Raw genomic sequence first — 15,144 nt, forward strand, 5'->3', positions numbered from 1 at the left:
AGCGCGCGCTCAGACCTTGGGCTTGAAGATGTGGATGGTTTCGCCGCGCGCCAGCATCTCCACCAGCTGGGCGATGCGCCTGGCGCGCGTCTCGGCTTTCACGGCCGTCTGGATGCGCCACAGCACCGCGTAGCGATTGCTCGCATTGAGCGTGGCAAAAAAGGCCTTGGCCCTGGTCTCGGCTTCCAGCGCGGCCAGAAGGTCCTCGGGCACCGTGGACGTGCGCGCGCCGTCGTAAGCCCGCGCCCAGCGCCCGTCGGCCTTGGCCGCCGCCATCTGCGCGAGGCCCGGCGCCTGCATGCGGCCCGCCGCAACCCGTGCCTCGGCCTTGTCGACGTTGACTTTCGACCAGATGCTGCGCGCGCGCCGCGGCGTGAAGCGCTGGAGAAAGTGCTGCTCGTCGAGACTTTTCTTCTGGCCGTCGATCCAGCCCCAACACAGCGCGATCTCCACCGCCTCGGGGTAGGTGACGCTGGGTTCCTTGGCGCCCCGCTTGGCGATCTGGAGCCAGAGGCCATCCGAAGCGGCGTGGTTTTTCTTCAGCCAGGCCTCGAAAGCCTTGGCGCTCTGGAACAAGGTCGGGGCGGAGTCGGGTGGGATGGCGGGCATCGCCTGGAGTGTGCCGCAAGAGAGCCCGCGCGCCCATCGCGCCGGCGATACGACGGCGTTCGCGGCCTGGTCAGGTAGCATGCGAAGTGGAACTGTCCGGCCCTGCCTTCCAGCAGACCCACCCGCGGCGGCTGGCTGAAGTCACATCGGAGAGATCATCCCACCCATGCATATCGAAGAACGCATCCACATCGCCGTCCCGCCCATGGTCATCGACCACATCTGGAGCGAAGTCGACCAATGGCATCTCTGGGACCCGGACACCAAGCAAGCCCGTCTCCATGGGCCGTTTGCCGTCGGCACAAAGGGGCGGATCGTTCCCAAAAAGGGCATGGGCGTGCCAATGGTCGTCACCGAGCGCTCCGAAGGCCGGTCGTTCACCGTGGAGGGCCACATCCCGCTGTTTCGCATGCACTTCGAGCACACGGTGTCGCAGGTGGATGGCGGCTCGGAAGTCGCTCACCGCGTCTGGTTCACGGGCGCCCTGGCCTCCTTGTTCGGGCCTGGCGTTGCCAAGCAGCTGAAGACAGGCCTGCCGCGAACCATGCAGTCGCTGAAAACGTATGCGGAGCAACGCCACAGCAAGACCTGATTGAATCGCCTCGGCTTGCGTGCAAGCCATTTGATTGATGTCAGGGCCCATGCATCTTCCAGAGATGGCGCGGACCGTTCAGGCGCCAGCATGGCTACGATGAAGACCACAACGACCAGGGAATTGGGATGGAACCATGACTGACCGCAGCAAGCCGCCGACATTCACCTTGCCGCAGGGTGTCCGCCATCAGACTCCCAACCCGCTCATCGTCGTCGCTACCAGCGGAACAGGCGGCGACATATTGCCCTTCATTACGCTGGGCCAGGGCCTGCTGGAGCGCGGACACCGCGTGTTGATGCTGGTGCCGAAATTCCATGAGTCCATCGTTGTGGCGGCAGGGTTGCCTTGCCAGACCTTCGGCACCCGTGGCGAATGGCAGGTCCTGCTGAATGACCCAGGCCTTTGGGATGAACGCAAGGGTTGGGGCGTGATCTGGCGTGGGCTGGTGCCGCACCTTGGCGCCCTGCGTGAGCTCGTTCAGCAGCTTCCCGCCGATGACTCTTGCGTGGTGTTGAGCCACCCGATTCTGGTGCCGATGGCAGCGTTGGCCAGGTCTGTTCGCCCCGACTTGCACATTGTTGCCTGCCACCTGGCGCCATCCAATCTGTGCAGCAGTCACGACATGCTGACCGCCGGATCCTTGCGCATACCCGATTGGATTCCGATCCCTTGGCGACAGGCGCTGTGGAAACTGATCAACAAGGGCTGGATTGATCCGGTCACCTTGCCCAGCCTCAATGCCGCGCGAACTCAGATCGGGCTGCCTCCGCTGCCGCATTTTTTTGAGCACCTGTTGACGGCGCCCAATGCTTCGCTTGGATTGTTTCCCAACTGGTACGCGCCCGTTCAGCCGGATTGGCCGCCATCTTTCTCGGCAGGCGAGTTTGTGGGTAGCGCCGCGCCAAGCAAGGTGGCGCTGGCGCCCGAGTTGGAGGCGTTTCTGTGCAGCGGCACGCCACCGATTGTTTTCACCCCAGGTACCGGGCATCAGCACGCTGGGCGGTATTTCCATACCGCGTTGAAGGCGTTGCAGCGGCTGGGTCGGCGGGGGCTCTTTGTCACCCCCCATACTGCGCAACTGCCCGATTCGCTGCCATCCAGCGTCATGTGGCAAGCACATGTGCCTTTCGCTTCGCTGCTGCCCCGCGCGGCCGCGGTGGTGCACCACGGTGGTATTGGCACAACCGCTGACGCCTTTCGTGCAGGAACGCCTCAACTGATCGTGCCATTCGCCTACGATCAGTTCGACAACGGTCTTCGTGCCAAGCGACTGGGTGTCGCCGAGGTACTGCTGGCAAAGCGTTTGTCCGTCGGGCGAATGCAAACACGACTGGCCCATTTGCTGGCCTCCCCCGATGTCGCACAGGCATGCAGCACCATCGGGCAAAAGATGGCTCAAAAGCACGAGTTGTCTTGGTTGTTGGAACGAGCGGAAGCCGCGCTCTTCGGGACGGCCGCAAGCCCAAGATGACGGACAGCGATGTCCCCCAGGTCAGGATGTCTTCCGCGTGCAGCATGCCCGGGCCGGCACGCGTAATCAATTGTCACATCGCCTCGCTAGCATGGGTTTCGGATGAATGTCCAGGGCCGGTACAACCCGTACCGATGCCCTTTCCGATCACCATGTCTGGAGTTTCAATGCGCATCCTGCGACCCTTGCCTGTCAGTTTCCTCCTGGCTTCGCTGCTGTCGGCCTGCGGCACAACGGGCCCATCGGTAGCCCCCATCGACAACAGCACCCTCGGCCAAGCCGAGTTCCGGACGCACCAGACCACCTATGGGGTGGTCTACCTCCTGCCGCAAGATGTCACTAGCGTTCTCGACGCGAAGGTCAACGCACCCGTGAAACAGCACTTGCTGAAGATGGGCCTGCAGACCGAAGCGGACAACCCCAACCTGCCGCACGTCACGGTGGTGCACATCCACAGCGCCGATCCGAGCACGCCGCAGAAGATGCTCAAGGCGCTGCCCAAGCCACCCGCGCCCATCCGCCTGACACTCAAGTCCTTCTACACGACCGAGGCGGCCAAGGGTGCGGGCCACCCCTGGTGGCTCGATCTGGGCATCGTCAAAAGCGGCCAGGGCTTCGAGGACATGATGGCGTTCAACACCCGCGCCACAGCGGCCATGGCGCCGCTGCGCGATGGACCGCTGCCACGCGTGACCGGCCCCGTGTACGCCAAGATGGCCGAACCCGGCCGGGAACTCGTCAAGACCATGGGCGTGAGCGGCGTCAACGTCATGAAGGACGGCAAGGAACTGCGCGCCCACAACCCGCACAACACGCTGGTCTACAGCATGGCCCTGTTCACGCCGGCGCTGCAGACGTCGATGAACCAGCTCGCCGAACAGCTCAACGGCGTCCTGCCCAACGGCATAGACACCACCTTCCGTGAAGTGTCCATCGTCGAGCTGGCATTCGCCGGCAACGTGACGCGCGAGCTCTACCGGATCAGCCTGGTCGACGGTTCGGTCGTCGACATGCGCACTGGCGCACGCGTGAGCCGCTGACAGCGGACGCCCCCGGCAAGCTGCATCTCGCCGCAGGCTTGCCCGGCGCGCGCGCGGCGCTGATGTCCTGCGCCCGCGCGCCCATGGGCGGTACGGCCTTGCCGCGTTAACCCAGCCTCTGAATCCCCATGCTGCATAGTACGATGCAGCATCGCTTGCCCAGGTCCTGGCGCAGACGCTGTCGGAAACATTCAGGAGTTTGCATGCCAGGAGCCTACGCCCATATCTCGGTGGTCAACGACGCCCAAAAACTGGCGGATACCGTGGGCCTGCGCGAGGAAACGCTGCTCCACCTGGGGCGCTATCTGAAATACGTGGAGCTGGGCTCCGTCAGCCCCGACTACCCGTATCTCACGCTCAAGAGAGGCCAGAGCAAATGGGCCGATGCGATGCACTACACGCGCAACGCCAGCTTGCTGCGCTGCGGTGTGGCGGAAGTTTTTCAGCTGCCCGCCCACCAGCAGCCCAAGGCGACGGCCTGGCTTTTTGGCTTTGCCGCCCATATGGCCACGGACATAACGATTCACCCGGTTGTGGAGTTGCGCGTCGGGCCCTATCAGGACAACAAGGGTGAGCATCGCCGCTGCGAAATGCACCAGGACGCCTTCATTTTTCCGCGCGTGATGAATGTCGGCGATGTGGGCCTGACCGCCCACCTGGCCAGCGGTATCGCCGCCTGCCATGCCGTGGATGCCGAAGACCAGATGGACCCGACCATCCAGCAGCTGTGGCTGTCCATGCTCAAGGCGGCCTACTCCGACAGCGTTTCCGGCCAGCCCTTGCCCAGCGCCTGGCACTGCGGCTTCCGCGACATTCTGGCCGCCATGGGCACCCTCAACCACCTGTTTCCTTTTTCCCGGCATATCAGCGCGGGCTTGAATCTTTCCTATCCCCGCGAGCAGGACATCGACTTCAGCTTTATCCACGCCCTGCAGACCCCGGAAGGCCCCATGGACTACCTAGCCCTTTTCATGCGCGCGCGCTCGAACGTACTGCTGGTCTGGAAGGGGCTGGATGACGCCTTGATCCAGGGCCGCTCGGATGCGCTGGATAGCCTGGAGGACTGGAATCTGGATACCGGCCGCAGCGTGCAGACCGGAAAGCTCGTCTTCTGGGGAGCCAACGCATGAATCGCAACTTCATCTACGGCGGCATGCTGGCCGTCGCGCTGCTCGGTGGCTGCGCCCTGCCCATCAACGAGCGCGACATGAATGCCATGGCCTCGTCGCTGACCAAGGTTTCAGCGGCCGTCGACGTGACCGTTCGCTACCAGCGCTCCGCCGACGGCCTGGACGAGACCCAGCTGCTGCAGGCAGCCACGGCGCATGACCCCGCCCTGCTCAAACCCTTTGCCGGACGAACCGTCAAGGTCCTTCGCGCAGACCGCGACTCCGCCGTGCTGGTGTGCGAGGCCCCCAATGCCAGGCCGCTTTTGGAAGACGCGGGCTGCACGGCCCGCTTGGATGTGCACCGCTGGAGCCAGAACGTCAACGACCGCTGTGAGTTCAGCTTGGATTTGAAGCACACTTGTGCGCGCTGAGTGGCGCAGGCTGGAGGCATGGGGGGGGGCACAAGGGGCCGGGCCGACGGGTGTTGGCCCGAGGCAGTCTTCTGCCAGGAGGGTGATGACTGCTTTGCAGCGATTGCAGCCGCCCACCCTTGTCTTGGGGATGGCATGTTGGGGCCGCAAAGCAGTCACTGACTAGGTGAGCCAATTGAGTTCCAGGATGTGGGGCGTCTTCGCGCGCGATGCAAATCCTTGCCAGAGAATGGCTCATCGGCGGCCTTCACCGTTCCTGGGCCGGGCCTCTTACCCCTACGACCAGTAAAAGGGACCACATTCCGCTGGACGATGGTGCTACGTGCGCTTGGTTGCCACTCCTCGTGACAGCACAATGGTTAATCTTCGCTCATGTCTGGTTACGTTTATTTTCTGTCGAATCCTTCCATGCCAAGCCTGCTTAAGTCGGATATCCGCGTCCAGTCCGCAGCCGTGCTTGCGAATGTGTCCGCCGGCTCCGTAGCGATCGGGAGTCCGTTCTGTAGGGCGATTCCGTCAGGCTATTAGTAACAGCGCAAGGCCGCTACGATTCCCACAATCATGACGTCACAACCCGAACCTACGATCGAAACTCAGCGGCAGGTGACCGCCGAAAAACTTGCGCGTCAACTTCAAACAGTCGATCGCGGCGGACTCGAGATCGAGATTCCTTCCGGAGCTCAGTTCGACCTTTCCACCACCCCCGGTACATCGGTCGATAACGGCAAGTTGCGTTTCGCGCGCCTAGAAGATCGGAACGCGGCGGCAGCAGCAGATGCTTTTGCAGAGTTGGGAAGTCCTCCATTTGACGATCAGGCAGTGTGGACTGTGGCCTATGACCTTTGGCGCCGCGAGATTGGTAACCCCGACATGGCCAGCGGAAGGTTTCTGGCGGCCGTCCACCCGTGGGCCAGCATCCTGCGCCTGGCGACCACCCGCATCACTAGGCCGTCTGATGTCTTCGCCGCACTGCACCTCGTCCAAGCCACCTTACCCTATCTGGACATGGTCGACCTCCCAGAGGTGATCGCACTGTCCGATGCGGAGCGGCCGCACACGGCAAACGACCTAGCCAGCGGAGCTTTTTATCACGCTCTGTCGCGTTGGTTTTCTCGTAAGTCAGTAGCTGCACGTGACATGGTTGAGATGCTGCTAACACTGCCGCTCAAGACTCGTGGGGACCTACTTGGCGCCGTCTGGATGGCGTGGTTCACATCAGACCAGCAGGCCTCGATCTCACTCCTCTTGGAAGTAGACACGCGCTCTGACCTGGCCGAGCTTCACGACGTCACTTGCTGGATTGCTGGTCGCATGCTTGCGGAGCCTAGCCTATTGGCTGAGCTGGCACCAGCTTTGGACGCCCCCATCCTGCTCCGCATAACAGGCGAGGATATCGAACCACGCCAGGCCGGAGTACGCGCCGCCTGCGCCGTCCTCCACCTTCGGCGAACTTTCGATGAGCCCTTGCGTGCACGCATCGCCGAAGGGGATCAGAACGCGGCCGCGTACATTGCGCAAGCTTTGTCGCGCAACGACGAGGACCTACTGCAGGCAGGCATTTACTTCGAATGGCTCCCGCTGTGTGTCGGACTAGACGATGGGTTCGACTGGGCACTGGACGAGCTGGACTACAGTCTCTCTAAGCTCCTGAACCCAGAGTCACCGCACGTCGAGCCGGTGCTCGAGTTCCTCGAGGCTTGGGTCCGTGCCCACCTCGGCTCGACTGCAGGTAAGCGCGAGTTCGCGGATCGCTTCGATGCTTGTGCGCAAGCACTGAGGTCCCATCCACCGCTGATGTCCCGCGTGTTCACCCGTTGGATGCTTGCCGATGGCCAGGCAACTGCGAATGCAGCTGCGGGCATAGTCGCAGAGTTGCGCACTGACGGCCGCGTGACGATCGAGTTTGATCGAACGGTACTCGACACTGCCACGGAGGCCGATCTTTTGTATCTGGTCAAGCGGATGCTTGGCTTCCTGCTTGAGGCCCAGCAGATGCTCTCGCTAGCACTGTCCTTGCTGGACTTGCGGAACGCGAAGGCACGGGTATTCCCCTTTCTGCGTTGGATGCTGTATGAGGAACTCGGCTATGACTACCCAGGAACTACAAGTGACGCTGTACGAAGGCGAGCTGAGCAGGAGACTGACGCTGACACTCGGGAGCTGTTGGGCAGCATTGCGATGCAGCTGGACGCCGACATGGCGGCGCTGCAAGCCTTGCCGCGTCTACGCGAACTAGCAGTGCCAATGGCCTTGCGCCGCGACTTCGCGAAGGCTCGTGACAAGGCGATGCAGAGTTCCATTCGCGATGCACGGAAACAATCAGTCTTTGCTCAGCTTGTGACGCATGTGCACATCAAAGCCGGCGAGACGAGCTTCCAACACCAGGGCGAATCCTGGACCGAGCCGTTGCACTTTGCATCTCACTCGGTTTCGTTCGAGATGCCTAGGCGCGAGGTGCTCGATCCAATTGGAAGTGCCTACCGAAGACTGCAAATGCGCACGGCCGAACGGGATCCCACATGAATGCCGGTAACCCGATGCGCCTGGCACTCTCGCACTACTTGCGCACACTTCGCGAGCGCGATGAGTTCGACCGGCTACTGCCCGAGTTGTTAACGCAGATGGGCTACGTGCCATTGGTCAAACCCAAGGCCGGCGTCCGCCAGTTCGGCGTCGATTTCCCTGCGGCAGGTCGATCTCCAGTGGATGGCGTCGACGAGTTGCTGCTGTTCGTCATCAAGCAGGGCGATATCGGGCGACGCACTTGGACCGGGGACCCCAATACCGTGCGTGAGAGCATCGACGAAATCATCGATGTTTGGCTCGCCAGCCACGTGCCGTCCGAGTACAAGGACCACCGCAAAGTGATCGTGTTGGCAACCACCGGCGACCTTGGCCAAGAGGTGCAGCCTAACTGGGCAGGCTTTGCCGCACGTTACCCCCAGCTCCGCTTCGAGTTCTGGGGTGCAGACAAGGTGTCCGACTTGGTTGAGGCACACCTGCTGAACGAACACCTCTTTGACGGTCAGGATCGTGCCGATCTCCGTAAGGCACTGGTGATGAGCGTCGACAGTGACTACCGGTTCGAGCACCTTTGTCGACTCATGCTTCGTCAACTGGGTGTCGCCCCCGACGGTCAGTTGAGTGAGGTAGGTGCCCAGCAAACCGCCCCGACACTCATCAAGGCACTTCGCCGGGTACATCTGGCGGCCTTGGTCTGCTCGCACTGGGCTGACAGCGAGGGCGAGCGACGCCAGGCGCTTTGGGTAATGGAACGTACGCTGCTGTGGTGCTTCCACCGTGTCGTCCTGCAGTCGCTGCAACAGCGCCAGGACGTCGATGAGGTAATTCGGGAGATCTGGCGTTCTTACCTGCAAGCAGCCAGTCGCTACTACGACGCCGTGGTTGCGCACATCCATGTGAAGGACGGTCTGTCGGGGTACACGAGGGAAGGGGCCGAGTATTCGGTGATGCTGCTTGAACAGGTTGGTCTACTCGCTTCAATCGGACTGTCGGCAGCCTTGGTGGAGTCGGGCCAAGATGACGCGTGGCGGGCACGCTCCAACGAGTTCGCGACTGCACTTGCCGCGATGATTCGCAATCATGAAGCGGCAGCCTCTCCGCGGCTGGATGCACAGGTGATCGACATCTGCTTGGCCCTAGTGTTGTTTATTCAAGCGGGGCGACACGATCTGGCGCGTTGGTGGAGTGCCGAGATCTCGGGGCGGCTAAACCTCGTGTTCATGCTCGATCGAATGTTCCCGGTGGGCACCGACTCGTTCGACGACCTGATCGAGCTCGACGTGCATGGCACCGACGAATTCAAAGGCCTGATGCGCCGCCACTCTTGGTTGCTGGCCACCATGGCGTCTTGGTGCGTGATGCTGGGCCAGGACGACGCTTATCAGAACCTCGCCGAGAACCATGCCAAAGAATATCCAGACCTCGGCAGCCAGCTATGGCATCCAACAGCAGATTGGGCTGCAACTTGGTATTTTGGTCCCGCACACCAAGGTAGTGGTAGCACAGAGGCTCCCTACGCCTTGCCAACATCGGCGCGAAGTTTGCGCGACCGTATCGCGCAGTTCAACGCGACCGGCCGCCTTCGATGGGAAGAGAACTCGCCGGCATTGGCAATGGGCTTGTGGCCGTTGGACTTTATAGCATGTCGGCACTTCAGGACACCCGTTCCCGCATCGATGTGGTACTACTTGAACAGCTACGTATCGCGCGACGAAGCAGAATCTACAGGCCCTGCCGTGCCACCTCTCTGAAACTCCGCCCGTCGGGATACTCAGGCCCCGTTCGATCTCATCTACCGCGCAATGAAGATGCGTTTTCTCGATGCGCTGTCTACGAGTGATCACGTTGGCTATTTCACTTATCGGGCAGAGGTGCCAACCGAAGGTGCTCACTGTCTGCTTTCCCCGCCAGCAGCCAATCAACGACAGATGAATGACCGGCAGCATTCAGCCTGAAGATGACACCCAGTTGAGCTTCGCCGACGACGCAGCGCTGCCCCCTACCTCCCCTTCCCCCCCAACCGCTTCTGCACCGCCTGAAAAATGCGTCCCCGGGCTAGCAGCATGGCTTGGCCGCGTTGCCAGCTATCTTGCGACACCGTGGAGGTCACGGCGACCACCAGGTTCAGCGGCGGGTGCACCCAGATGACCTGGCCGCCGTAGCCGCTGGCGATGTAGGTGGGGCCGGTCGCCGCCCACCAGTACAGTCCGTACGGCAGGCCTACGGGCGGCCCGCCGGTGCTGTGCGGCCGCACCATTTCCGCCACGAAGCCGGGCGGCAGCACTTGCTGGTTGGCCCAGCGGCCGTCCTGCAGCAGCAGGCAGCCCAGCTTGGCCATGTCCACCGTTCTCATCCATGCGCTGTGGTGAACGTACCGCGGTTCCCGCAAAGCCAGCGGCACCACGAGTTGGGCGTGCACCAGGTCGGCGATGCGGTGGCCGGTGATGCGTTCGAGAATGCTTTGCACCAAGGCCGGTCCGCTGTTGTCGTAAGCGAAGCGTTCGCCGGGCTCTGCCCGGATCGGCCTGGCCCAGGCCACCGCAGGAGCCAGCGGCTCGGCGGTTCCGGCGCTGTCGTTGGTCTCAAAGCCGGAAGTCATGGCGAGGAGGTGGCTCAGCGTGATGGCCTGCGAACGCGGGTCGGGATTGAGGCTGCGCCACTCTGGAATGAGGTGGACCACCGGCTGGTCCAGCGAGTCCAGCTGGCCGCGCTGCAGGGCCGTCCCTACCAGCAGGGCCAAGGCGCTCTTGGTGACGGACTGCGCGTCGCGCAGCGTATCGGGATGGCCGTCGCGGTAGTACTCGTACACCTTGCGGCCCTGGAGGATGACCACCACGCTCTGGACATCGCCCAAGGCCGTGGTGATGCCTTCATCGAAGCCTTCGAAAGCGGCTGCGTCAAGGCGCTGCTCTGCGGGTGTTGCCGTGCGCCAAGGCGGCAACTCCTGCGCAAAAGCCGTCGCCGCAAGCAAAGAAAAAAGCCAGATGACGAAGCTCCGCATCTTGTCCCCCGAGTTTCTTGTGAAGGGCTGGCGCCCACAGCCTGTCGTTTCAGACGCTAACCATCCCCCTGAACCCCCGCGCCGCGTAGTAGGACTGCGCGCCGTTGTGATACACGAAGACCTGGCCGTAGCGCCGGTCGCAGAACAGCGCGCCGCCCAGTTGTCTGACCTCGGGTAGGGTGGCCACCCAGCTGGAGGTCTTCAGGTCGAACTCGCCGAACTGCTGCAGTTCGCGGTATTGCGCCTCAGTCAGCAGCGCGATGCCCATGGCGGCAGCCGTGTCGATGGCGTTGCCTTCGGGCCGGTTGTCCTTGCGGGCGGCCCACGCCTGGACGTCATAGCACAGGCTTCTGCGGCCCAGCGGGCTTTCGGGACTGCAGTCAAAGAAACGATAGGCGCCGCCGGCATCCGCGGTGCCGATGACATCGGGCTCGCCGCCGCTGCTTTCCATCGCGCACAACGACCGCAGCTTGTCAGGCTGGGCTTGCAGCCGCGCCCGGACGGTGTCCCAGACTATCCCCGCATGGCGCTGCACATGGTGGGCGAAGCGTTGCGTCAGGGTCTGGATGAGAACTTCACGTTGCAGTGGCGTCATATCGTAAGCTCCTGTTGCATCGGGCAAGCGATGCACTCATTGCTCTCGCACCCATTGGGCGTACCGCCAGGCGCCCCAGATGGCTCCCACGGTGATGCCCATGCCCACGCTCCAGCCCACGGGAACACCTGCGGCGAAGGCCAGCACCAGCATCAAGCCAGTGCAGGCCAGCGCGATGGGCGCCAGCGTGAGCCATTCGAAGCGCGCGACTTCGACGGCATCCTCGGCAAGACTGCGGCGGCGGCTATCGCGCTTGCGGCGCAAGCCGCGCAGCAGCAGCACATCCAGCATGAATTCGAAAATGCCGATGCAAAGATCGGCCAGGATGCTCAGCATGCGAACACTCCATTGGCGGTGACCCGGTCAGGGTGGAGCGGCGGGTCACGCGAAATATTAGCGCTTTCGGTACGACCCCTTTCACTCCAGAAATCGCGCAGCTTGCGCGGCGTCCGGCAGCAGGCACTGTTCGCTGCGGCCGAACCAGCGGTAGCGGTTGCGCGCGATCAGACGATAAAGCCCATCGCGCAAAGGCGCGGGCACCAGCCAGGCGGCCCAGGCCAGGCGCCAGGGCCAGCCCAGGGTATGCAGAATGCGCAAGATGGCGCCCGTGTGTTGCCAGGATCGGCCGGCGTCGACCAGCAGCAGCGTCTGCAGGCCTTGGGGCTGGAGCCCGGCGTCCGCCAGCAGGCGCCGGCCCACGGCGCCCTGGATCGCGGCAAATTGCAGCCGGCCGCGCCGGTCGTGCTGGAGCAGAAACCGCACCCAGCCGTTGCACAGCAGGCACTGGGCGTCGAACACCACGATCATGCGAACTCCTGCGCGGGCAGTATCAGGTGGCCACGGTAACTGGCGACGACACCCACGAAGGGGACGCTCGCCGCCACGCGAAACTGCAATTGCCCGCCCTCCCCGCTTTCCTCGGCCACGATGCGCGGCGCAAGCCAGGCGGGGCAGCGAATGCCCAGGAAGTGCAGTTGCTGCAAGCGCATCACCAGGCCTTGCTCGCGCGCGAGCAGCGCGAACGTCAGCCGGGCCGCGCCCAGCGACTCGACGATGTCACCGCCACGGCGCTGCAGGCGCGAGCGCATGGTCTGCGTCGGGAAGAAACGGGTCCAGGTCTCGTGATCGGGTTGGGCGTGCAGCTCGAAGCGGATCGGGCCCTGGCTGGCCTGCGTCGGCGTGCCCAGGCACCATGCCAGCAGCCTGGCGGGCCAGGATTGCGGCGCCAGGGTCTCGACCCAGCCATGGAGTTCGTGGCGGCCGGCGAGGCGATGAAAGCGCTGCACTGCAGCCCCCAGCGTGGAGAACTCGGCCCCCATCACCTGTTCGTACATGGACGTGATGGCCGTCATGGCATGAGCTCCCGCATGTGAATGTCCAGGCCTTGCGTTTCCCGCATGAAATCTTCCAGGGTCAGCAAGCCCATGCATGGGCGGGCGCCGGTGCAGGCCAGTGTGCCCGCGGCCAGCTTGCGCACCAGGGCCGTCGCGGCGAGAGTGGGAACAAAGGGGCCGTCGCCCGAGCCGGCGACCAGCACCCAGTTGCGCTCGCGCCAAGCGCCTTGCGCGTCAAGGCCTTGGACGCAGACATGCATGGCGCCCGCATCGCTGCCCCAGGCCTTGAAGCCATCGGCCATGCGTTTGAGCCCGCCCGCATGGACCGACCAATCGCGCACCAGGCCCAGGCGCGTCAGCCAGGCCATGGCATTCATGCCGCGATGCAGCCACGAGAGTTCCAGGCCGGCGCCAAAGCGCACCATCGGCGAGCCCGCGTAGCGCTGCGGTAACAGCGCCAGATCGGGCACATCGCAGGGCGAGAGCAGGCGCGTGCCCACGGGCGCGGGGTAGCGATGGCGCCAGGAGCCCAGCCAGCCGAACTGCGCCTTCGGGCCGGTGGACGGCAGGCGCTTGCCGCAATAACCCAGAATGGCCGTGACCGTGGCCAAGCCGCGCTCCGTGCGATTGCCCGGGCTGATGCCTATGTCGATGGAGTGGACGGCGCTCATGCCGGCGGTGAGCCGGTCGATCACGGCCGTGGACAGCGCAGGCACCGAGCTCGCACCGCTGGTCAGCAGCACGCCCTGCGCTGCCGCGCTTTGCTGCAGGTTGGCGATACCGCAGACGAAGTCCCGGCCGTCGGCCAGGTCGATGTAGTGCGCGCCCGCCCGGGCACAGGCCTGGGCGACGCGATAGTCCTGGCCCTGAAAAGGCCCCGACGTGTGGATGACCAGGCTCACATCCAGCCGCCGCAGGTGCGCCGTGAAGTCCCAGCCCATGGCGTCCAATGCCACATGGCTGAGCGTGGCATGCGCATGCGGCTGAAGGCGCTCGACCAGCGCCCGCGCCGCCGCATCCGAGCGGCCCGCCGCGATGACGTGCAGGCGCTCCTGGCGCGCAAGCCGCGCCACCAAGCGGCTGCCGAAGAAGCCGTAGCCGCCAATGACCATTACCCGGTATCCGTGCATGCCTCAGTCTAGCCGGTCGCGGGCGTGGGCTGTTGCGCGCGCATCGCGACCACCCCACTGCGACTGGCGGCATCCTGGCCATTGGCGGATCCTATTCGTCCAAGGACTGCAGAATCCGCTGTGTATCGTCCCCCAGGCGCGGGGCCTGCTTGTAGATCGAGGTCGGGGTTTTTGAGAACAATGCGGTCGGCCTGGTCGCCACCACTTCCCCTTCCGTCGTGTGATCCATGCGCTGGAACAGCGCCGTGCTCACGACCTGGGGATGCGTCTGGATGTTCTGGATGGAGTACATCTCCGCCACCGGGATGTCCATTTCGCGGCAAATGTCCAGGATTTCCTGGGTCGTGTACTGCGCCGTGATGTCACGCAATTGCGCGTAAATGGTCTGGATGTTCTTGTTGCGCTCGGTCCGGTCGCTGATGTTGATCTGGTCGATGTAGTCGCCCCGGCCGAAGCGGTGGAAGAACGCCTTCCAGTGCTGCTCGGTGTAGGGCAGCAAGGCGATATGCCCGTCCTTGGTGGGCGAAGGCTTGCGGCCGCCCGCCAGCAGCCGGGCATAGCCCGCGTCACCGATGTGGGGATGGAAGCCGTGTCCCCCCAGGTGCTCGGTCATGGTGAAGGCCACCATGGTCTCGAACATGGGCACTTCCACGTACTGGCCTTCGCCGGTGCGGGCCTTGTGCACCAGCGCGCCGAGAATGGCATTCGCCGTGGAGATGCCGGCGATCTTGTCGGCGAGCAGCGTGGGCGGGTATTCAGGCACCCCGCTTTCGTGACCCACCAGATGGGCCAGGCCGCAGGCGCCCTGGATGATGTCGTCAAACGCCGGCTGGCCGGAAAACGCGCCGCCTTCGCCAAAGCCCGTGGCCGCGCAGTACACGATGGAGGGATTGATTTTCGCGGCGGCGGCATAGCCAAAGCCCAGCCGCTCCATCGCCTTGACGCGGATGTTGTGCACCAGCACGTCGCACTGCGCTATCAGTTTGCGCAGCTGCGCCTTGCCCTGCTCACTCTTGAGGTCCAGACAGACCGAACTCTTGTTGCGGTTGATGTTCATGAAGGTGGAACTCATGCCCGGGGTGCGGCCCACGCCGTTGGCCCGCATCAGGTCGCCTTCGGGAGACTCGATCTTGATGACTTCCGCGCCGTAATCGGCCAGCACCTGGGTGGCCACCGGCCCCAGCACCACGGCCGTGAGATCCAGCACCTTGATGCCGGTGAGCGGGCCACGGTTGGGAGTCTTGCCCTTGTCCGCTGCGTCTGTCGGGTTCGTGTCGTTCATGTGGTTTGTCTCGCTTCTCATCGT

At 63.6% G+C, this 15,144-nt stretch carries 15 protein-coding genes; 7 read left to right on the forward strand and 8 right to left on the reverse strand.

Translation table 11 applies throughout. The features are described 5' to 3' along the window. Positions 1-9: 9 nt before the first annotated feature. A complete protein-coding gene (locus N0K08_RS09450) occupies positions 10-609 on the reverse strand; it encodes a YdeI/OmpD-associated family protein (RefSeq protein ID WP_261499997.1) in 600 nt (199 codons plus the stop codon). 166 nt (positions 610-775) lie between these two features. Between N0K08_RS09450 and N0K08_RS09455 the strand changes: the two genes are divergently transcribed. From N0K08_RS09455 to N0K08_RS09485, 7 genes are all read left to right on the forward strand, one after another. Continuing rightward, positions 776-1,201 (forward strand): SRPBCC family protein, encoded by a 426-nt coding sequence (locus N0K08_RS09455; RefSeq protein ID WP_261499998.1) that lies wholly within the window; start codon positions 776-778, stop codon positions 1,199-1,201. A gap of 136 nt (positions 1,202-1,337) precedes the next feature. After that, positions 1,338-2,675, forward strand: coding sequence for a glycosyltransferase (locus N0K08_RS09460; RefSeq protein ID WP_261499999.1), 1,338 nt, complete (start codon positions 1,338-1,340; stop codon positions 2,673-2,675). A gap of 167 nt (positions 2,676-2,842) precedes the next feature. Next, entirely contained in the window at positions 2,843-3,715 is an 873-nt protein-coding gene (locus tag N0K08_RS09465) for a hypothetical protein (protein ID WP_261500000.1), read from the forward strand. Positions 3,716-3,918: 203 nt separating this feature from the next. Beyond that, positions 3,919-4,845, forward strand: coding sequence for a zinc dependent phospholipase C family protein (locus tag N0K08_RS09470; protein ID WP_261500002.1), 927 nt, complete (start codon positions 3,919-3,921; stop codon positions 4,843-4,845). After that, a complete protein-coding gene (locus N0K08_RS09475; protein WP_261500003.1) occupies positions 4,842-5,255 on the forward strand; it encodes a hypothetical protein in 414 nt (137 codons plus the stop codon). Before N0K08_RS09470 ends, N0K08_RS09475 begins: the two co-directional genes overlap by 4 nt. A 561-nt stretch (positions 5,256-5,816) precedes the next feature. Beyond that, on the forward strand, positions 5,817-7,778 hold the full coding sequence (locus N0K08_RS09480) for a hypothetical protein (RefSeq protein ID WP_261500005.1): 1,962 nt from the start codon (positions 5,817-5,819) through the stop codon (positions 7,776-7,778). Next, positions 7,775-9,529, forward strand: a complete 1,755-nt coding sequence (locus N0K08_RS09485; RefSeq protein ID WP_261500007.1) for a hypothetical protein — start codon at positions 7,775-7,777, stop codon at positions 9,527-9,529. Before N0K08_RS09480 ends, N0K08_RS09485 begins: the two co-directional genes overlap by 4 nt. A gap of 248 nt (positions 9,530-9,777) precedes the next feature. Here N0K08_RS09485 and N0K08_RS09490 read toward each other — a convergent pair whose 3' ends face one another. The 7 genes from N0K08_RS09490 to N0K08_RS09520 form a co-directional block, all read right to left on the reverse strand. Continuing rightward, the gene (locus N0K08_RS09490; protein ID WP_261500008.1) at positions 9,778-10,749 is read right to left on the reverse strand and encodes a serine hydrolase domain-containing protein; all 972 of its coding nucleotides are present in this window, start codon (positions 10,747-10,749) and stop codon (positions 9,778-9,780) included. Positions 10,750-10,828: 79 nt separating this feature from the next. Continuing rightward, entirely contained in the window at positions 10,829-11,374 is a 546-nt protein-coding gene (locus N0K08_RS09495) for a DUF4256 domain-containing protein (protein ID WP_261500009.1), read from the reverse strand. 36 nt (positions 11,375-11,410) lie between these two features. Continuing rightward, positions 11,411-11,710: a hypothetical protein gene (locus N0K08_RS09500; RefSeq protein WP_261500010.1), complete on the reverse strand. Its 300-nt coding sequence runs from the start codon at positions 11,708-11,710 to the stop codon at positions 11,411-11,413. Positions 11,711-11,791: 81 nt separating this feature from the next. After that, positions 11,792-12,181 carry a thiol-disulfide oxidoreductase DCC family protein gene (locus N0K08_RS09505; protein WP_261500011.1) on the reverse strand — a complete coding sequence of 130 codons (390 nt, stop codon included), beginning with the start codon at positions 12,179-12,181 and terminating at the stop codon, positions 11,792-11,794. Beyond that, positions 12,178-12,726 (reverse strand): DUF4166 domain-containing protein, encoded by a 549-nt coding sequence (locus N0K08_RS09510; RefSeq protein ID WP_261500013.1) that lies wholly within the window; start codon positions 12,724-12,726, stop codon positions 12,178-12,180. Before N0K08_RS09510 ends, N0K08_RS09505 begins: the two co-directional genes overlap by 4 nt. After that, positions 12,723-13,838 (reverse strand): saccharopine dehydrogenase family protein, encoded by a 1,116-nt coding sequence (locus N0K08_RS09515; RefSeq protein WP_261500015.1) that lies wholly within the window; start codon positions 13,836-13,838, stop codon positions 12,723-12,725. Before N0K08_RS09515 ends, N0K08_RS09510 begins: the two co-directional genes overlap by 4 nt. Before the next feature lie 91 nt (positions 13,839-13,929). Beyond that, positions 13,930-15,120, reverse strand: coding sequence for a CaiB/BaiF CoA transferase family protein (locus N0K08_RS09520; protein ID WP_261500017.1), 1,191 nt, complete (start codon positions 15,118-15,120; stop codon positions 13,930-13,932). Positions 15,121-15,144 lie beyond the last annotated feature (24 nt).

It is taken from the genome of Acidovorax bellezanensis (assembly GCF_025421555.1).
Lineage (GTDB): Bacteria > Pseudomonadota > Gammaproteobacteria > Burkholderiales > Burkholderiaceae_C > Comamonas > Comamonas bellezanensis.